General features: G+C 57.3%; 15 protein-coding genes. 9 read left to right on the top strand and 6 right to left on the bottom strand.

Annotated features, from left to right (window positions below; genetic code table 11):
• Window positions 1-4: 4 nt before the first annotated feature.
• The 7 genes from gltB to DI396_RS10990 all read left to right on the top strand — a co-directional run bounded on the left by gltB (window position 5) and on the right by DI396_RS10990 (window position 9,250).
• Window positions 5-4,543 carry a glutamate synthase large subunit gene (gene gltB, locus DI396_RS11020; protein ID WP_110796260.1) on the top strand — a complete coding sequence of 1,513 codons (4,539 nt, stop codon included), beginning with the start codon at window positions 5-7 and terminating at the stop codon, window positions 4,541-4,543.
• Between the two features lie 103 nt (window positions 4,544-4,646).
• Window positions 4,647-5,372, top strand: a complete 726-nt coding sequence (gene mtgA, locus DI396_RS11015; protein ID WP_110796293.1) for a monofunctional biosynthetic peptidoglycan transglycosylase — start codon at window positions 4,647-4,649, stop codon at window positions 5,370-5,372.
• A 56-nt stretch (window positions 5,373-5,428) separates the two neighbouring features.
• Window positions 5,429-6,094, top strand: coding sequence for an FtsZ-binding protein FzlA (gene fzlA, locus DI396_RS11010; protein WP_110796292.1), 666 nt, complete (start codon window positions 5,429-5,431; stop codon window positions 6,092-6,094).
• Window positions 6,095-6,106: 12 nt separating this feature from the next.
• Window positions 6,107-7,159, top strand: coding sequence for a tRNA epoxyqueuosine(34) reductase QueG (gene queG / locus DI396_RS11005; protein WP_110796259.1), 1,053 nt, complete (start codon window positions 6,107-6,109; stop codon window positions 7,157-7,159).
• A gap of 63 nt (window positions 7,160-7,222) precedes the next feature.
• Entirely contained in the window at window positions 7,223-7,672 is a 450-nt protein-coding gene (msrB, locus tag DI396_RS11000) for a peptide-methionine (R)-S-oxide reductase MsrB (RefSeq protein ID WP_110796258.1), read from the top strand.
• Entirely contained in the window at window positions 7,669-8,169 is a 501-nt protein-coding gene (gene msrA, locus DI396_RS10995; protein WP_110796257.1) for a peptide-methionine (S)-S-oxide reductase MsrA, read from the top strand. The genes msrB and msrA overlap by 4 nt, the downstream gene beginning before the upstream one ends.
• Before the next feature lie 157 nt (window positions 8,170-8,326).
• Window positions 8,327-9,250 carry a DMT family transporter gene (locus DI396_RS10990; protein ID WP_110796256.1) on the top strand — a complete coding sequence of 308 codons (924 nt, stop codon included), beginning with the start codon at window positions 8,327-8,329 and terminating at the stop codon, window positions 9,248-9,250.
• 60 nt (window positions 9,251-9,310) lie between these two features.
• Here the strand turns inward: DI396_RS10990 and DI396_RS10985 are convergent, their stop codons facing one another.
• The 5 genes from DI396_RS10985 to DI396_RS10965 all read right to left on the bottom strand — a co-directional run bounded on the left by DI396_RS10985 (window position 9,311) and on the right by DI396_RS10965 (window position 14,679).
• Window positions 9,311-10,639: an NAD(P)/FAD-dependent oxidoreductase gene (locus DI396_RS10985; protein WP_110796255.1), complete on the bottom strand. Its 1,329-nt coding sequence runs from the start codon at window positions 10,637-10,639 to the stop codon at window positions 9,311-9,313.
• A 3-nt stretch (window positions 10,640-10,642) separates the two neighbouring features.
• On the bottom strand, window positions 10,643-11,458 hold the full coding sequence (locus DI396_RS10980; protein ID WP_110796254.1) for an ABC transporter permease: 816 nt from the start codon (window positions 11,456-11,458) through the stop codon (window positions 10,643-10,645).
• Window positions 11,455-12,345 (bottom strand): ABC transporter permease subunit, encoded by an 891-nt coding sequence (locus tag DI396_RS10975; protein ID WP_110796253.1) that lies wholly within the window; start codon window positions 12,343-12,345, stop codon window positions 11,455-11,457. The genes DI396_RS10980 and DI396_RS10975 overlap by 4 nt, the downstream gene beginning before the upstream one ends.
• A 2-nt stretch (window positions 12,346-12,347) precedes the next feature.
• Window positions 12,348-13,472 (bottom strand): ABC transporter ATP-binding protein, encoded by a 1,125-nt coding sequence (locus tag DI396_RS10970; protein ID WP_110796252.1) that lies wholly within the window; start codon window positions 13,470-13,472, stop codon window positions 12,348-12,350.
• A 121-nt stretch (window positions 13,473-13,593) separates the two neighbouring features.
• Window positions 13,594-14,679 (bottom strand): polyamine ABC transporter substrate-binding protein, encoded by a 1,086-nt coding sequence (locus tag DI396_RS10965; RefSeq protein WP_110796251.1) that lies wholly within the window; start codon window positions 14,677-14,679, stop codon window positions 13,594-13,596.
• 158 nt (window positions 14,680-14,837) lie between these two features.
• On the opposite strand from DI396_RS10965, the gene DI396_RS10960 reads away from it, so the two are divergent.
• Both DI396_RS10960 and DI396_RS10955 read left to right on the top strand, forming a co-directional pair.
• Window positions 14,838-15,548, top strand: a complete 711-nt coding sequence (locus tag DI396_RS10960) for a GntR family transcriptional regulator (protein ID WP_110796291.1) — start codon at window positions 14,838-14,840, stop codon at window positions 15,546-15,548.
• 100 nt (window positions 15,549-15,648) lie between these two features.
• The gene (locus tag DI396_RS10955) at window positions 15,649-17,046 is read left to right on the top strand and encodes an aspartate aminotransferase family protein (protein ID WP_110796250.1); all 1,398 of its coding nucleotides are present in this window, start codon (window positions 15,649-15,651) and stop codon (window positions 17,044-17,046) included.
• A 57-nt stretch (window positions 17,047-17,103) separates the two neighbouring features.
• Here DI396_RS10955 and DI396_RS10950 read toward each other — a convergent pair whose 3' ends face one another.
• Window positions 17,104-18,615: a malonate--CoA ligase gene (locus DI396_RS10950; protein ID WP_110796249.1), complete on the bottom strand. Its 1,512-nt coding sequence runs from the start codon at window positions 18,613-18,615 to the stop codon at window positions 17,104-17,106.
• Window positions 18,616-18,676 lie beyond the last annotated feature (61 nt).

Genomic DNA, 18,676 nt, shown 5'->3' with positions numbered 1-18,676 from the left:
ACGCATGACCAAATATGACGCAAGCTGGGCCGCTGCAGAAGCCGCCAAACGCCAGTGGATGGAAGAGAACGGCATGTTCCGCGAGGAGCATGAGCATTCGTCCTGTGGTGTAGGTCTCGTGGTGTCGGTCGACGGCAAACCCTCGCGCGCTGTTGTGGCCAATGGCATCACCGCGCTCAAGGCGATCTGGCACCGCGGTGCGGTCGATGCGGATGGCAAAACCGGCGATGGCGCAGGTATCCACGTGCAAATCCCCGTGCCGTTCTTCTACGACCAAATTCGCCGCACCGGCCACGAGCCGCGCATGGGCGAATTGATGGCCGTGGGGCAGGTTTTCTTGCCGCGCACCGATTTCGGCAAACAGGAAACCTGCCGCACAATCGTCGAGAGCGAAGTCCTGCGCATGGGCTATTACATCTACGGATGGCGCCACGTTCCGGTCGATATCGATTGCCTTGGTGACAAAGCCAACGCGACCCGCCCCGAGATCGAGCAAATCCTGATTTCGAACTCAAAAGGCGTGGACGAGGAAACATTTGAACGCGAGCTTTACGTGATCCGTCGCCGCATCGAAAAAGCGGCGGCTGCGCAGGGCGTTGGCGAATTGTATATCTGTTCGCTGTCGTGCCGGTCGATCATTTACAAAGGCATGATGCTTGCCGAACAGGTTGCGGTTTTCTACCCCGACCTCGAAGACGAACGTTTCGAAAGCGCATTTGCGATCTATCACCAACGTTATTCGACCAACACCTTCCCGCAGTGGTGGTTGGCGCAACCCTTCCGCATGCTCGCCCATAACGGCGAGATTAACACGCTCAAGGGCAACCTGAACTGGATGAAAAGCCACGAGATCCGCATGGCGTCGAGCGCCTTTGGTGAGTTGGCCGAAGACATCAAACCCATCGTTCCGGGCGGATCATCGGATTCGGCGGCTTTGGACGCGGTGTTCGAAGTTCTGGTTCGCGCGGGCCGCAATGCGCCGATGGCCAAAACCATGTTGGTGCCTGAAAGCTGGTCCAAGCAGGCGGTCGAATTGCCCGAAGCATGGCGCGATATGTATTCCTATGTGAATTCCGTGATGGAGCCATGGGACGGTCCGGCGGCGCTTGCCATGACCGATGGCCGTTGGGTTTGCGCGGGTCTCGACCGCAACGGCCTGCGCCCGATGCGGTATGTTGTGACCGGCGAAGGTATCCTGATCGCGGGATCCGAAGCGGGCATGGTGCCGTTTGACGAAGCAAGTGTCGTTGAGAAAGGCGCGCTTGGCCCGGGTCAGATGTTGGCGGTCGATATGGCCGAGGGCAAACTGTACCACGACACCGATATCAAAGATAAACTGGCCGCGAGCCAGCCTTTCGGCGATTGGGTCGGGAAGATCAAAGATCTCGAAGAAGTGCTTGGCAATATCGAAGAATCCCCTGTCTACACCGGCGCGGAATTGCGCCGCCGCCAAATCGCGGCAGGGTATTCCATCGAAGAACTGGAGCAAATTCTTGCGCCGATGGCCGAGGATGGCAAAGAGACATTGGCTTCGATGGGTGATGATACCCCGTCGGCGGTTTTGTCCAAACAATATCGCCCGCTGTCGCATTTCTTCCGTCAGAACTTCTCACAGGTTACCAACCCGCCGATCGACAGCTTGCGCGAATTCCGCGTGATGAGCCTGAAAACGCGATTCGGGAACCTCAAGAATGTGCTCGACGAAAGCTCGGCACAGACCGAGATTTTGGTGCTGGAAAGCCCGTTCGTTGCCAACACTCAATTCGATGAATTGACCAAATACTTCAATGCCGACATGACGGTGATTGATTGCACCTTCCCTGCCGGTGGCGGCAAAGGCGCGCTGCGTGTGGCATTGGACCGTATCCGCGCCGAAGCTGAAGATGCCGTGCGCTCGGGCGGTGGGCATATCGTGTTGTCCGACATGGGACAGGGCGAAGGCAAGGTCGGCATGCCGATGATCCTTGCGACCTCGGCGGTACATAGTTGGCTGACGCAAAAGGGCCTGCGCACCTTCTGTTCGCTTGGCGTGCGGTCGGCCGAGTGCATCGACCCGCATTATTTTGCGGTTCTGATCGGCTGCGGCGCCACCATCGTCAATGCCTACCTCGCCGAGGACAGCATCGCCGACCGCATTGATCGCGGCCTTTTGGATGGCACCTTGTCCGAGAACGTGCAGCGTTACCGCGAAGCGGTGGATGCCGGATTGCTTAAGATCATGGCGAAGATGGGCATCTCGGTGATTTCCTCCTATCGCGGCGGTTTGAATTTTGAGGCTGTCGGCCTTTCCCGTGCCATGTGCGCGGAGTTTTTCCCTGGCATGCTGTCGCGGATTTCCGGCATCGGCGTGTTTGGTGTTCAGACCAAAATCGAAGAAGTCCACGCCAAGGGCTGGGCCTCTGGTTCGGAAATCCTGCCGATTGGCGGGTTCTACAAGGCCCGCAAATCCGGCGAAACCCATGCGTGGGGCGCGCAAAACATGCACCTTTTGCAGGCCGCCTGTAACCGTGCGTCTTTTGAGCTGTGGAAACAGTATTCCAATGCGATGCAATCCAATCCGCCGATCCACTTGCGCGATTTGCTGGCAATCAAACCGATCAGCAAAGCCATCCCGCTCGAAGAAGTGGAAAGCATCACGGCGATCCGCAAACGCTTTGTGACGCCGGGCATGTCTTTGGGCGCACTTAGCCCCGAGGCGCATAAATTGCTCAATGTTGCGATGAACCGTATCGGCGCAAAATCGGATTCGGGCGAGGGCGGCGAAGATCCGGCGCATTTCGTGCCGGAACCCAATGGCGATAACCCGTCGGCCAAGATCAAACAGGTCGCCTCGGGCCGCTTTGGCGTGACCGCAGAATATCTCAACCAATGCGAAGAGTTGGAAATCAAAGTCGCGCAGGGGGCCAAACCCGGCGAGGGCGGGCAATTGCCCGGCATGAAAGTCACCGATTTGATCGCGCGTCTGCGCCACTCGACCAAAGGCGTGACGCTGATTTCGCCGCCGCCGCACCACGATATCTATTCGATCGAGGATCTGGCGCAGCTGATCTATGACCTCAAACAGATCAACCCGCGTTGCAAAGTCACGGTGAAACTGGTGGCGTCCTCTGGCGTTGGCACCATCGCAGCAGGCGTGGCCAAGGCCAAAGCCGACGTGATCCTGATTTCGGGCCACAATGGCGGCACCGGTGCTTCGCCGGCGACCTCGATCAAATTCGCCGGTCTGCCGTGGGAAATGGGCCTCACCGAGGCGCATCAGGTTTTGGCGATGAACAACCTGCGTGAGCGTGTCACCCTGCGCACCGATGGCGGGTTGCGCACAGGCCGCGACATTGTCATCGCGGCCATGCTGGGCGCCGAAGAATACGGCATCGGCACCGCCGCCTTGATCGCGATGGGTTGTATCATGGTGCGTCAGTGCCAATCGAACACCTGCCCCGTGGGTGTGTGTACCCAAGATGAAGCCCTGCGGGCCAAGTTCACCGGCACGGCGGATAAGGTCGTCAATTTGATCACCTTCTACGCCCAGGAAGTGCGCGAAATTCTCGCGAGCATCGGCGCGCGCAGCCTCGATGAAGTGATCGGCCGCGCCGATTTGCTCAGCCAAGTCAGCCGCGGCGCGGATCACCTCGACGATCTTGATCTCAACCCGCTTTTGATCACCGTCGATGGGGCAAAGGATATCAAATACGATCAGAACAAAGCTCGCAACGCGGTGCCTGATACGCTTGATTCCGAGATTGTCCGCGATGCGGAACGCTTCCTCAAGGATGGCGAAAAGATGCAGCTGAGCTATGCGGTGCAAAACACCCACCGCACCGTTGGCACCCGCACCTCGAGCCATATCGTGCGCAATTTCGGTATGCGAAACGCGCTGCAACCCAATCACCTGACGGTCAAATTGTCGGGCAGTGCAGGGCAATCCTTGGGGGCCTTCGCGGCTCCGGGGTTGAAGATCGAAGTGTCCGGCGATGCGAATGACTATGTCGGCAAGGGCCTGTCCGGCGGCACCATTGTGGTGCGCCCGCCTATGGCCAGCCCTCTGGACGCCTCGCAAAACACCATCATCGGCAACACCGTACTCTATGGTGCGACCGACGGTTTCCTCTTTGCGTCGGGTCGCGCCGGAGAGCGGTTCGCCGTGCGGAACTCGGGGGCGAGTGTGGTGATCGAGGGATGTGGCTCTAACGGTTGTGAATATATGACCGGCGGTGTGGCCGTGATCCTTGGCGAGATCGGTGCAAACTTTGGCGCGGGCATGACCGGCGGCATGGCCTATCTCTATGACCCGGATGGCAAAGCGGCGGACATGATGAATATGGAAACATTGGTGACTTGCCCGGTGAGCGTGGACCATTGGCTTGGCCAACTCGAAGGGCTGGTCCAGCGTCATTTGGAAGAAACCGGTAGCCGTAAAGCCGCCGCGATTTTGCAGCATTGGGATTTGGAAATATCCAACTTTGTGCAGGTCTGCCCAAAGGAAATGCTGGCCAATCTTCCTGCGCCTTTGACACTAGAGGAAGGCGCTATTCCGGCGGAATAGTCTCTGTCTCGCCGACCACGAGTTGGATGAAATCAATATCCCCGCGACGCGATTGCGCGTCGCGGGGCTTTTTATTTCTGCCGGCCCGCCCTATGAAGATTGTGTGGCAAAGAAGACAAAAAAACCAACCCCCAGACAGGCGCTGACGACGCGCTTTCACCCGCTGCGCTTTCTACGCCGCTGGACCATTCGTATGGTCTTGGTTTTGGCGGCTCTGGTGTCGTTGACCGTGTTCGCACACCGCGTGATCAACCCGACATTCGGCCACTATATGCGCACCGAAGATCGGCGTTTGGGCGATGTCGATCACCATTGGGTGCCGTTGGAAAATATTGCCACTGTCATGGCGCGCTCTGCTGTTGCGGCCGAGGATGCGAATTTTTGCACCCATTGGGGGTTTGACCTCAATGCAATCCGCGCTGCCCTCGATGAAGGATCGGGGCGCGGTGCATCGACCATCAGCCAGCAAGTCGTCAAAAATGTCTATTTGTGGCACGGGCATTCTTGGTTGCGCAAAGCCCTCGAAGCGGTTCTGACGCCGATGGTCGAAGCCATGTGGTCAAAACGCCGCATTGTCGAGGTTTACCTGAATGTCGCCGAATTCGATGAAGGTGTTTTTGGCATCGAGGCTGCATCACGCCATTATTTTTCCATCGGCCCCGAGGCACTCAGCGCGGTGCAGGCTGCGCGCCTCGCCGCCGTTCTACCCAGTCCAAAAACGAGGTCTGCCAGCAAGCCGTCAGATCGCACCCGCCGCCGCGCCGCGCAAATCCTCGACGGGGCGGCCACAATTCGCGCGGATGGACGTGCGGCCTGTTTCGAGGATTGAAAACCGCGCCGCAAAAGGGCATTCAGGGGGGCAAAGACCGCTTTGAAAGTTCCCAAATGGCCACTCTGTATCACGTTCCACTCTCTCCATTTTGCCGAAAGGTGCGCCTTGTTTTGGGCGAAAAACGGATCGAATGCGAATTGATCGAAGAGCGGTATTGGGAGCAGGACCCCGATTTTCTGCGCCGCAACCCTGCCGCCAAGGTGCCGGTTCTCAAAATCGACGGTAAAACCATGGCCGAAAGCGCCCCGATTTGCGAATATCTCGATGAGGCATATCCGGAGCCCTCGCTGATGCCGCAGGGGGTGGATGCACGGTATGAGGTGCGCCGTCTGGTGTCATGGTTTGACGATAAATTTCATCACGAAGTCACGGCGAATCTGCTCTATGAGCGGGTGAACAAAAAGGTGATGAAGGCCGGATATCCTGACAGCAAAAATATCAAATCCGGCGCGCAACGGATCAAATATCATCTCGATTACATGACGTGGTTGTTGGAGCATCGCCGGTGGTTGGCGGGTGACAATATGACTTTGGCCGATTTCGCCGCCGCCGCACACCTGTCGTCGCTCGACTATATTTCCGATGTGGACTGGCACCGTTCCGATACGCTTAAGGATTGGTATGCGAAAATCAAATCGCGCCCTGCCTTCCGCTCGATTCTGGCTGACCAAGTGTCGGGTTTCCCGCCGCCACCGCATTATGCCGATCTTGATTTCTAAAGTCCCGTGCCGATGCAGGCGCTAAAGGACCGCCTCACCGCGCAGGCCAATGCCGAAGGGTTTGACGCTTGCCGGATTTGCCGACCGTGGGACGTGCCGCAGGTGCCGGCCCGATTGGACGCGTTTTTGGACGCGGGTCATCATGGGCAAATGGCATGGCTCGCTGATCGCAAACATTGGCGCGCCGCGCCACAGGTGCTGTGGCCCGAAGCGCGCTCCGTGATCATGCTGGCCGAAACCTATTCTCCGGACCATGACCCATTGGAGATACTGGCGCAAAAAGATGCCGGAGCGGTCTCTGTTTATGCCCAAAACCGCGATTATCACGATCTGGTCAAGAAGCGTTTGAAGCGTTTGGCGCGGTGGTTGATTGCCGAACAAGACTGCGAGGTGAAGGTCTTTGTCGATACTGCGCCGGTGCCTGAAAAGCCATTGGGGCAAGCCGCCGGATTGGGATGGCAGGGCAAACACACAAACCTTGTATCTCGGGATTTGGGCAGCTGGTTTTTTATTGGATCGATTTTTACCACGCTCGATTTGCCCGATGATCCTGCCGAAGTGGATCATTGCGGATCTTGCCGGAATTGTCTCGATGTCTGCCCTACGGGCGCCTTTCCAGCGCCCTATCAAATCGACGCGCGGCGTTGCATTTCCTATCTGACGATCGAGCATCATGGCCCCGTAGACGAGGCATTGCGCCCCCTGTTGGGCAATCGGATCTATGGATGCGACGATTGCCTCGCGGTGTGCCCGTGGAACAAATTTGCGCAACAGGCGCGTGAGACCCGGTATCATGCCCGCGACGATTTACGCGCGCCGAAGCTGGCCGAATTGGCTGCGCTCGATGATGCGGCTTTTCGCGCGTTTTTTTCGGGCTCCCCTGTCAAAAGGATCGGGCGTGATCGGTTCGTCCGCAATGTGCTCTATGCCATCGGTAATTCGGCGGACAAAGGCCTTATTCCACATGTTCAGAGACTGATTTCTGATCCTGATCCCACGGTGTCGGATGCCGCAACTTGGGCGCTGGCGCAGTTGGTCAACGCCGGCCCCAACACGGCCGCGTGATCTCCCTTTGATCTTTGAGCTGCGAGCCTATCTAATAGCCGGAGCAAGCATCGGAGGACGCCCATGACACGCTATGAAAAAAAAACCGACGCCATCGCCGCGCTGACGCCGGAGCAATATCACGTCACCCAAGAAAGCGGCACGGAACGCCCCGGAACCGGCGAATATCTCGACAATAAAGAGGCGGGGATCTACGTCGATATCGTCTCTGGCGAACCGCTGTTTGCATCGGCCGATAAATACGAGAGCGGTTGCGGTTGGCCGAGTTTTACCAAGCCGATTGAGCCGGCCCATGTGGCCGAATTGCGTGACGACAGTCTTGGCATGACCCGCGTCGAGGTCCGTTCCTCCCATGGCGACAGCCACCTGGGCCATGTGTTTCCTGACGGGCCACAGGATCGCGGTGGATTGCGGTATTGCATCAACTCCGCCTCGTTGCGCTTTATCCCGAAGGACGAGATGGAAGCCGAAGGCTATGGCGCCTATGTTGATCAAGTAGAGCGTGCGCAATGAAGACTGAACGTGCGGTTCTGGCTGGCGGGTGTTTTTGGGGCATGCAGGACCTGATCCGGCGCTTGCCGGGCGTGATCGAGACGCGCGTCGGCTATACCGGTGGCGAGACCCCGAATGCGACTTATCGAGATCATGGCACCCATGCCGAAGGGATCGAGATTATCTTTGATCCGGCGCGTTTATCCTATCGCCGGATTTTGGAAGTTTTCTTCCAAATTCACGATCCGACAACGCTCAATCGGCAGGGCAATGATCGCGGCATTTCTTACCGCTCCGCGATCTATTATGCCGATGCAGCGCAAAAGGCCGAAGCGGAGCGAACCATTGCCGATGTCGATGCTTCGGGCTTATGGCCTGGTAAAGTTGTGACGGAAGTCGAACCGCTGGGTGATTTTTGGCAGGCGGAGCCGGAACATCAAGATTACCTTGAGCGTATTCCGAATGGCTATACCTGTCATTTTCCGCGCGCTGATTGGGTCCTTCCTCGCCGAGAATAGACTCAAACATGCGTGTTAGAGACTGATATGTTCAATCATGGAAGCCTACCGTTCAAGTGATGCAATGAGCCACAGCGTAGTTTCCGGTGATTGACAACTCGCGGCTGGTGATTTCAGCATGGGCTCCGATCATTGCGCGCCCAGGAGATCCCGCATCATGCACCCTGCCAAAGGAATTGCCTTCAAACTTGGCTCGGTGACGATGTTCATCATCATGTCCGCGTTGATTAAATCGGTGTCGGATCACGTGCCCGCCGGGGAAGCCGTATTCTTCCGCTCTGCGCTCGCCATTCCGGTCATTTTGATGTGGTTATGGACACGCGGTGACATAAAAATGGGCCTGCGCGTGGCGTCACCCTTGGGTCATTTCTGGCGCGGGTTTGTCGGCACCGCCGCGATGGGATGTATGTTTGCGGGGCTCGGGCTTCTGCCTTTGCCCGAAGTCACGGCCATTGGCTATGCTGCGCCGTTGCTGACGGTTATATTCGCGGCGATGTTCTTGGGCGAAGACGTGCGGGCCTTTCGGATGTTTGCGGTCGGACTTGGCTTGGTGGGGGTGTTGATCATCCTGTCGCCACGCCTCACCCTGTTCGAAGGCGACACAGTGCAAACCAGCGAAGCCACCGGCGCGATCATTGTGTTGATGGGGGCGGTGTGTGCCGCACTGGCGCAGATTTACGTGCGCAAATTGGTCCAGAGCGAGCAAACCTCGGCCATCGTATTCTATTTTTCGGTGACGTCGACTGTGCTCTCGTTGCTAACTTTGCCATTTGGTTGGGTTGTTCCGGCGCCGCATGAGCTGTTGATGCTCTGCCTCGCAGGGATATTGGGCGGGATCGGACAGATTTTCCTGACCTCGGCCTATCGGTTTGCCGATGCGTCCGTTGTCGCGCCGTTTGACTATGCCTCGATGATTATGGCGCTTGGCATCGGGTATTTCATCTTTTCCGAAGTACCGAGCAAAACCATGATCGGCGGTGCCTGTTTGGTGATTTTGGCCGGCGTCATGATCATCTGGCGCGAGCATCGCCTCGGATTGCAACGCTCCCGGGCGCGGTCAGGCATGACCCCGCAAGGATAGTCCGCCGCGATATGTCACTGCGGGCATTTCGCCGTGAAAACCGGCCTAAACAGAGACGGATTACCCGCCTGTCACAGCCCCCCAAAGATACGGTGGCACCAGAGCAAGCCGCCGGAAGCGCCCCATTGGCAATCGCCGTGGCAGGTTTTTCATCATCGCCGGATAGCTACGCTTTGGTGTCCGATCTTGCACGAGGTCGGCCAAAATTGCACCTGCGTAACTGCCCATCGCCACACCGTTTCCATGAAAGCCAAAGGCGGCAAACGCCCCGGGCATTTCGGGTATTGCACCGCAATAAGGCTCCAGATCGGGGGTGAGGCAAAGCAACCCATTCCACGCATAGGGCGTTTCTATGTCGGCCCAATCGGGAAACATAGTCTCGAAATGACGCCTTGTGGTGGTAAGGGTTTGGCGATCCGCCTGCGTTGACGATCGCAGGCCACCGCGCATCCCGAACAGCATGCGCCCCTCTGGCAGTAGTCGGAAATAATGTAAGAAAAATCGGTGATCATAGGCCATCTGATCGCTTGACCAACCAAGGTTGATCTCTTCGGGGGTCAGTTGGCGGGTGACGAGCACATTGGATTGCGCCGGCAAAAACCGCCCCGCCATCCAATTGGGTAGGTCTTCGGAGGAATATCCATTGGTTGCAACGATCAACTGTTTGCAGCGCAGGGCGCCTTGGGGGCTGTGCAGCAGATAACCGTCGCGTAGGGTTTCGATTTGCAGCACCGGACTATGGGAGTAAATCCGTGCATTCGCCACCCGTGCGGCACGGGCCAACCCAGCGAGGTATTTCATCGGGTTCAACCCAAACCCATGCGGAATTGTCATCGCCCCATGAAAGGCGCCTTTCATCCCTTCGGCAGCGAGGGCCTCCGCCTCGATAAGCCGAGGGGTGATGCCGTAATCAGTCTCTATTGCTGCACAATCAGCGCGTAAATGTGCCATCGAACCGGGGCTATGAGCCAAAACTGTTTCACCATTTGAATGCGTATCGGCGTCGATTTCATGCTGTTTCAATAGGGCCCTGACATGGTCTATTGCTGCGACCTCGGTGCGATACCACGCGGCCGCACCCGCCGCGCCGTAGCGGCGCAGCAAAGCTTTGCGCGACAGTGCGGCGCCGCCGAGGCAGCAAAAACCACCATTCCGGCCCGAGGCTCCAAAGCCCACATCTTTGGCCTCCATGACGGCAACACTTATTCCCGCGCGGGCCAAGGCGAGCGCCGCGTTCAACCCGGTAAACCCCGCGCCAATAATCCCGACATCGGCGTCTACAGATCCGGTTACAGATTCACATTCCGGCGGAATAGACTCTGTTTTTGGCCAATAGCAACCGGCGCGCGGCCCCGCGCCATAGGTATAGGAGGGGTAGATACGGCGCATATCTTAGGTTCGCACGGCGGCTTGTTCTTCGGCCTGTTGTCGCAGGCTGGCGCGTTTGGATATCAGCGAAGCCGAGATTACGCCGACGGTTACAATCCCGATCATGATGGTCGAAAGCGCGTTGATCTCGGGACTGACCCCAAGACGCACAGCCGAGAAAATCTTGATCGGCAAAGTCGTGGCGGAGGGCCCGGCGGTGAAGGAGGCAATCACCAGATCATCGAGCGACAAGGTAAAGGCGAGAAGCCAGCCCGAGATCACCGCAGGTGCAATAATCGGCAGGGTCACCAAGCGGAAAGCTTGAAATTGTGTGCAGCCAAGGTCAAGCGCAGCCTCTTCAAGCGCGCGGTCAAAGCTGACCAAACGCGACGAGACCACGACCGAAACATAGCACATCGCAAATGTGGTATGCGCGAGTATGATGGTGAAAATCCCGCGGTCCAATCCAATCCCGATGAACAGCAGCAAGAGCGACAGGCCGGTGATCACTTCGGGCATCACCAAGGGGGCATAGATCATGCCGGAAAAGAGTGTTCTCCCGTGAAAACGTCCGGCGCGGACCAGAACATAGGCGGCCATCGTACCGAGAACCGTCGCCAGAGTAGAAGACAGCACGGCAACTTTGACCGTGACCCATGCCGCATCCAAAAAGGCCTCGTTGCCCATCAATTCGACATACCATTTGGTCGAGAATCCGGCCCAAACGGTTACCAGCTTTGAGGCGTTGAACGAGTAGACCACAAGGATCACCATCGGCAGGTATAAAAACACGAATCCCAGTGTGATAGAGACTGTATTGAACCATGACATACGTTTCATTGATCCGCCTCCCGCGCTTTTTGCTCGTTGCGTTGGAAGAGGATAATTGGAACGATGAGCAGCAACAAAAGCACCACGGCGACGGCGCTGGCCACTGGCCAGTCACGGTTGGAGAAAAATTCTTCCCACAGGACCTTGCCGATCATCAATGTATCCGAGCCGCCCAATAGCGAGGGGATAACAAATTCGCCGAGCGCCGGGATGAAGACCAGAAAACACCCCGCGATAACGCCGCCTTTGGACAGCGGAAAAGTCACCAGCCAAAACGCCGAGAGGCGCGAACAGCCGAGATCTTCGGCGGCCTCGATCAGCGCTCCGTCGAGCTTTTCCAGCGCCGCGTAGATCGGCAGAATCATGAACGGCAGGTAAGTGTAGACGATGCCGATATAGACGGCCCAATTGGTGTTGAGGATGATCAACGGTTCGGAAATCAGCCCCAGCGACATCAAGAATTGGTTCAGGTAGCCCTCTTGGCTTAATATCCCCATCCATGAATAGACGCGGATTAAGAAGCTGGTCCAGAATGGCAAGATGATGAGCATCATCAAGGTGGGCCGCCACTCGATCCGTGCGTTGGCCATCGCATAGGCGATCGGATAGCCGACGAGCAGGGTGAAAAACGTCGAAACGGCTGCGATTTTCAGGCTCGACAGGTAGGCTTTCCAATAGAGTGCATCTTCGGTCAGGAAGGTGAAGTTTTCGAAATCCAACGCCGCGAAAAAGTTGCGAATTCCGTCCCATCCGGCCCCGAAATCCAGTTGCGGTGTATAGGGCGGGATCGCCAGCGCCGTATCAGAGAGCGAGATTTTTAAAACGATCAGAAAGGGCACCAAGAACAGCGCAAGCAACCAAATATAGGGCACCGCAATGAGGAAAAACCGCCGCATTCCTATTGCTCCAACACAACGGCGGCGGTGTCGGTCCAATTGAGCCAGACTTTATCTTCCCACGTCAACTCGCGGCGCGAGAGCCGCCGCGTATTGGCGGTTTGTGCCTTGACCATGATGCCGCCTGCGACCTCAACGTGATAGGTCGACAGATTGCCAAGATAGGCGATGTCGATGATTTTTCCCTCGATCGCATTGACGCTGTTTTCTGGCTTTTCGGCGGAGATAGAGACTTTTTCAGGGCGAATGGCCAAGCTAATGCGTTGCCCTTCGCGGAGCACCTGCGAAGCCTTGGCGACGAGCGGTGCGTGCCCCTCGGCCCAGCGGACCTCATACCCGTTTACCGAAGGCGACGCGGTTCCCTCGATGATATTCACGTCGCCGATGAAATCCGCGACATAAACCGAATTTGGCGCCTCATAGATCTGTGCGGGGGTCGAAACCTGCATGATCCGGCCTTCATCCATCACCGCGACGCGCGAGGCAACGGTCATGGCCTCTTCTTGGTCGTGGGTGACGATGACAAATGTGGTGCCGGTCTTTTCTTGAATGTCCATCAATTCGAATTGCGTGTCCTGACGCAATTTCTTGTCCAGCGCGCCCAAAGGTTCATCCAGAAGCAAAAGCTTTGGCGCTTTGGCGAGGCTGCGGGCCAAGGCGACCCTTTGGCGTTGCCCGCCGGAAATCTGGTGGGGCTTGCGCTTGGCGAATTTCTCCAATCGCGTCAGTTTGAGCATCTCCTCAACCCGCGCGCTGACCGCGTCTTTTGTGTGTCGCTCGCGTTTGAGGCCAAAGGCGATGTTGTCCCAGACGGACAGATGCGGAAACAGAGCGTAGCTTTGGAACATCATGTTTACCGCGCGCAGGTTTGGCGGCACATGCGCCATATCCGTGCCAGCGATCAATATCTGTCCCTCGGAAGGGGCCTCAAATCCCGCCAGCATGCGCATCATCGTGGTTTTGCCACAGCCCGACGGGCCGAGCAGCGCGAAAAATTCGCGGGCATAGATATCTTGGGTCAGGTTATCAATTGCAACGAAATCGCCAAACCTTTTGGTCACCCCTTTGAATTGGATCAGAGGCGTTTCGGTGGGATCATCCCACGGGGCGAAGACGTTTTGAGCCATATTAGTCCCTGTTCCTGTGTCATAAAGCACCAGATGTTCTCTCTGGTTTGGGCCGTTTCGGGTCAGTTCCGTGGGGCAGAAGGCAACCACCCGCGCCGGTGCGCGGGTGGGAATGGGCGCGTTAGGTTCCGGATTTGATCTTGGTCCAAAGACGGGTGACGACCCGCTGCACCTTGGCGTCATACGGCGTGGTGGTGAAGAGGTTCTCCATGGTTTCGGCTGACGGGTAAATTGCCGGATCCCCGATCACATCTTCTTCCAAATACTCTTGGCTCGCGAGGTTGCCGTTGGCGTAATAGACATAGTTGGACGCCGCGGCCATGTTTTGCGCATCCATGATGAAGTTCAGGAATTTATGCGCGCCCGAGGGGTTCGGGGCATCCGTCGGGATCGTCATTTGGTCGAACCACATCTGCGCGCCTTCCTTGGCGGCGTAATAGACGATTTCGGTGCCATTGTCGGCCTCTGCCGCGCGATCACGCGCTTGCAAGATATCGCCGGACCAACCGACCGCAACGCAGATGTCCCCATTCGCCAGCGCGTTGATATATTCCGAGCTGTGGAATTTCTGGATATAGGGGCGCACGGCGGTAAACACGGCTTCGGCCTTGGCGATGACCTCGGGGTCGTGGCTGTTTGGGTCTTCTCCGAGGTATTTTAATGCGGCCGGGATCATTTCGGCAGGTGCGTCAAGGAAATGCACACCACACTCAGACAGCTTTTCCATATTCGCCGGATCAAATACCAACGCAAGGCTGTCGACCGGTGCATCGGGGCCAAGTACTTCGGTGACCTTGCCAAGGTTTGCTCCGATCCCCGTGGTGCCCCACATGTAGTTGATTGAATAGGCGTTATCGGGGTCATATTGTGCCGTGCGCGCCTCGACCATGTCCCACATGTTCACATGGTTCGGCAATTGCGCCATGTTGAGCTTTTGGAACGCGCCGGCGGTAATCTGGCGTTGCAAGAAGGTGCCCGTGGGCACGACCACATCATAGCCCGATCCGCCAGCCAGCATTTTGGTTTCCAGCAATTCGTTGCTGTCGAACACATCGTAAATCAGGTTGATGCCGGTTTCTTCTTCGAACTTGGTCAGCAACTCTTCGTCGATATAATCGGACCAGTTGTAAACCCGCACGTCCTCGGCCATTGCCGCCCCCGCGCAGAGCGCAAGCGTCGCGGTCATGGTCATCATTGGATGTTTCATATCGTTCTCCCATAAATCTTCGGATCGGGGTCTTTGCCGCGCACGCATGGCCGCGACATAGATTTGATCAAGTTTTGCCTCTGTGGGCAGTATAGCAATCTATTCATGGTCGCGCTAAACTGGCAAGGGATCAGATGCCCGGAGGATCGGAGGGGAAGATGAAAATTGCTGCAGATGCCCAACAATCAACCAGCGCGCCCATCACACCGGCCGGCGCACCGGCACATCAAGTGATCTATGGCGCCTTGCGCGATCTGATTCTATTTGGCGAACTGGCCCCGGGCGAAGCCGTGACCATCGCGGGTTTGAGCGCGCGGCTTGATGCGGGTATGACGCCGGTGCGCGAGGCGATCCGCCGCCTGACCGCCGAGGGTGCATTGGCATTTTTGGGCAACCGGCGGGTTATCGTCCCGGATCTTACGGCGGCGAATGTCTCGGAAATTATATATGCAAGGCAACATCTTGATCCTGAGCTGGCGCGCCGTGCCTGCGCGCATGCGACCCCTGAGGACATTGCCGCACTGGAGGCGATCGACATCGCGCTTGATGCGGCAATCGCGCGCGGCGACCAACGTCAGTATCTGGAACAGAATTACCGGTTTCACGATTGCTTTTACGATTTGGCCCAGGCTCCGATTTTGGCGGATATGGCGCGCGGGCTTTGGTTGCGGTTCGGGCCGTCTTTGCGGGTGATTTGCGGGAGGATTGGCACGCAAAATTTGCCGGATATGCATAAATCCATGCTCGCCGCCATGCGTGCCGGCAATGCCGAAGCTGCCGCCCAAGCGATCCGCGAAGATGTGGGCCAAGGCATGACTCATGTCGCGCAAAGTCTCGATATGCCGCATATCGGTCAGCGATTCGATTGACTCGGCTTAATTTGATCATATTCTGACCGCAGCTTTGACAAGCCGCCCCTTGGCCCTGCCAACCGGCGCCCCCGCCACCCCAATCCAAGGAGGCCCAGATATGGCCACCATCACAAACCACATGCCCACCGCTGAATTGCAGGCCCTCGACGCCGCGCATCACATCCACCCGTTCTCGCATCAGGCGGAGCTTGCCGAAAAAGGCGCACGGGTCATCACCCGCGCAGACGGCATCTATTTGACCGACAGTGAAGGTGAAACGATCCTTGACGGGATGGCGGGGCTTTGGTGCGTCAACATCGGCTATGGTCGCAAGGAGTTGGCCGATGTCGCCGCGCGGCAGATGACCGAGCTGCCGTATTATAACAGCTTTTTCCAAACCACCCATGTGCCGGTCATCGCTCTGTCGCAGCGTCTTGCCGACCTTGCCCCCGGTGATTTGAACCATGTGTTTTATGCCGGTTCCGGCTCCGAGGCCAATGACACCAATATTCGCATGGTGCGCACCTATTGGGCGGAAAAAGGCAAGCCAACCAAGACAACCATCATCAGCCGCAAAAATGCCTATCACGGCTCGACCGTCGGAGCTGCCAGCCTTGGCGGTATGGCGGGAATGCACGCACAGGGTGGCATTCCGATCCCTGATATTCACCACATCGACCAACCCAATTGGTGGGCCGAGGGCGGCGATGCGACCCCCGAAGATTTCGGCCTTGAACGTGCGCAACAATTGGAACAGGCGATTTTGGAGCTGGGCGAAGACAAGGTCGCAGCCTTCATTGCCGAACCGGTTCAAGGCGCTGGCGGCGTGATTGTTGCACCTGATAGCTATTGGCCGGAAATCCAACGCATCTGTGACAAATATGAAATCCTGCTCATTGCCGACGAAGTGATCTGCGGGTTTGGCCGCACCGGCAATTGGTTTGGCAGTCAAACCCTAGGCATCCGCCCCGACATCATGACCGTCGCCAAAGGGTTGTCGTCCGGATACATGCCGATCGGCGCTTCCATCGTGAGCGACGAGATTGCCGAGGTCATCGGCAATTGCGAATTCAACCACGGTTACACCTATTCGGGTCATCCGGTGGCCTGCGCTGTGGCGCTCGAAAACCTGCGGCTGTTGGAGGAAGAAGGCATCGTTGATCGCGCGGGACGCGAGATCGCGCCCTACCTCAAAGAGAAATGGGAAGGTTTGCTCGATCATCCTTTGGTGGGTGAAGCAAAGATTGTCGGCCTGATGGGGTCGGTTGCCTTGACCCCCGACAAAGCCAGCCGCGCAGCATTTGCGTCTGACCCCGGCACAATTGGCTATATCTGCCGCGACCGTTGCTTTGCAAACAATCTGGTGATGCGTCATGTCGGTGACCGGATGATCATCTGTCCGCCGTTGGTGATCACCAAGGCGGAAGTCGATTTGCTCATTGAACGGGCGCGCAAATCCTTGGATGAAACCTTGGAAAAAGCCACTGCTGACGGGCTGATGGTTGCCGCAAGTTAGGCCCGAACAGAGACTGTTTCGGGGCGGCGCGCGGGGCAACCTGCGCGCCGTTTTGCATCAAGCAAAGAGATCTGCGTGCGCCTCCCGCAGCAGGTTCTTTTGCACCTTGCCCATGGTGTTGCGAGGTAGGGCATCCATCACAACATAGCTTTTGGGTTGTTTGAATTTTGCCAAAACCTCCGCCGCCGCCGTGGCGATACGTGACGTATCAAGTGATGTGCCCGCCTCTGGCACAAGAACCGCAACGACGGCCTCGCCAAAATCGGGATGCGGCACGCCAATTACGGCGCTTTCCAATACACCGGTCTGGTCATCCAAAACGCTTTCGATCTCTTTGGGATAGACGTTGAATCCGCCGGTGATGATCAAATCCTTGCCGCGCCCAACCAACGTCACATAGCCATCCGCCGAGCGCACCCCGAGATCGCCGGTGATGAAAAATCCGTCCGCGCGCAATTCTTCGGCGGTTTTCTCGGGCATCTTCCAATAGCCTTTGAACACATTGGGCCCGCGCACTTCTATCGACCCGATCTCGCCATCGGGCATTTCGGCGCCGGTCTCGGGGTCGGTGATCTTCAACTCTACTCCGCGCAATACCGGCCCCACGGTGCCCGCGCGGCGTTCGCCCTCATAGGGATTGGTGGTGATCATATTGGTTTCGGTCATCCCGTAGCGTTCCAAAATGCGCAATCCGGTGCGTGCTTCGAACTGTTTGTGTATTTCCGCCAAAAGCGGAGCAGAGCCGGAGATGAAAAGCCGCATATGTTTGGTCGATGCACGATCGAACCGCGCGTCATCGAGCAGACGGGTGTAGAAGGTTGGCACGCCCATCATCGCCGTCGCCTGCGGCATTAACTTTAGGACCGTTTCCAGATCAAACTTCGGTAAAAACAACATCGATCCACCCGCCAAAAGCATCACGTTGCTGGCTACAAAAAGCCCATGCGTGTGGAAAATCGGCAAGGCATGCATCAGCACATCTTCGGCACTAAACCGCCATTCCGTGACCAAAGTGCGTGCATTCGACAACAGGTTCTCATGCGTCATCATCGCGCCCTTGGAGCGCCCTGTGGTGCCGGACGTATAGAGAAAGGCCGCAAGATCATCGGGTGCGCGTGACACGGTGTCGAACCTGTCAGGCTGAGCGTCGGCCATCGCCGCGAAACGGCCCGCGCCCTGCGCATCCAATGTTTCGATCCGCGCACCGGTATGGGCCAACGCACCGGCCAACTCCGTCTCGCGCGCCGGATCACATAGGAATAATTTTGCTCCGGAATTTTCGACGAAATAGGACACTTCCGCGCCGGTATAGGCCGTATTGAGCGGTAAGAAGATGACCCCGGCCTGGGTGCAGGCCGCATAGATTGCCAACATCTGAGGCGATTTTTCAAGCTGCACCGCCAAACGGTCGCCAACATCCAATCCGCCAGCGCGCAGAGCATGGGCAAACTGTGCCGCCATGCTTACAAACGCGCCATGGGTCAGGGTCTCGCCCTCGGGTGAGATCAAAAACGGTGTGTCTTTGCCGGCGTGAATGCCGAAAAGCGCGTCATAGAGCGGATTGGCCATGGGTGCCTCTTTACCTGTCATTTGCGCCCTTCTTGAGCAAAACCGGCAGATTTGGCAAGCT

The sequence above is a fragment of the Litorivita pollutaquae genome, assembly GCF_003205515.1.
In the GTDB taxonomy this organism is placed as follows: Bacteria; Pseudomonadota; Alphaproteobacteria; order Rhodobacterales; family Rhodobacteraceae; genus Litorivita; species Litorivita pollutaquae.
Note: the sequence above shows the minus strand (reverse complement) of the source record. Positions and strands in the feature narration are given on the sequence as shown.

What these genes read in the sequence shown, in the direction of transcription:
- DI396_RS10955 (WP_110796250.1), top strand. Translation starts at nt 15,649, where the DNA reads ATGGCCACCATCACAAACCACATGCCCACCGCTGAATTGCAGGCCCTC.
- DI396_RS10990 (WP_110796256.1), top strand. Translation starts at nt 8,327, where the DNA reads ATGCACCCTGCCAAAGGAATTGCCTTCAAACTTGGCTCGGTGACGATG.
- DI396_RS10960 (WP_110796291.1), top strand. Translation starts at nt 14,838, where the DNA reads ATGAAAATTGCTGCAGATGCCCAACAATCAACCAGCGCGCCCATCACA.
- DI396_RS10965 (WP_110796251.1), bottom strand. Translation starts at nt 14,679, where the DNA reads ATGAAACATCCAATGATGACCATGACCGCGACGCTTGCGCTCTGCGCG.
- gltB (WP_110796260.1), top strand. Translation starts at nt 5, where the DNA reads ATGACCAAATATGACGCAAGCTGGGCCGCTGCAGAAGCCGCCAAACGC.
- DI396_RS10950 (WP_110796249.1), bottom strand. Translation starts at nt 18,615, where the DNA reads ATGGCCAATCCGCTCTATGACGCGCTTTTCGGCATTCACGCCGGCAAA.
- DI396_RS10980 (WP_110796254.1), bottom strand. Translation starts at nt 11,458, where the DNA reads ATGAAACGTATGTCATGGTTCAATACAGTCTCTATCACACTGGGATTC.
- DI396_RS10970 (WP_110796252.1), bottom strand. Translation starts at nt 13,472, where the DNA reads ATGGCTCAAAACGTCTTCGCCCCGTGGGATGATCCCACCGAAACGCCT.
- msrB (WP_110796258.1), top strand. Translation starts at nt 7,223, where the DNA reads ATGACACGCTATGAAAAAAAAACCGACGCCATCGCCGCGCTGACGCCG.
- fzlA (WP_110796292.1), top strand. Translation starts at nt 5,429, where the DNA reads ATGGCCACTCTGTATCACGTTCCACTCTCTCCATTTTGCCGAAAGGTG.
- DI396_RS10975 (WP_110796253.1), bottom strand. Translation starts at nt 12,345, where the DNA reads ATGCGGCGGTTTTTCCTCATTGCGGTGCCCTATATTTGGTTGCTTGCG.
- DI396_RS10985 (WP_110796255.1), bottom strand. Translation starts at nt 10,639, where the DNA reads ATGCGCCGTATCTACCCCTCCTATACCTATGGCGCGGGGCCGCGCGCC.
- msrA (WP_110796257.1), top strand. Translation starts at nt 7,669, where the DNA reads ATGAAGACTGAACGTGCGGTTCTGGCTGGCGGGTGTTTTTGGGGCATG.
- queG (WP_110796259.1), top strand. Translation starts at nt 6,107, where the DNA reads ATGCAGGCGCTAAAGGACCGCCTCACCGCGCAGGCCAATGCCGAAGGG.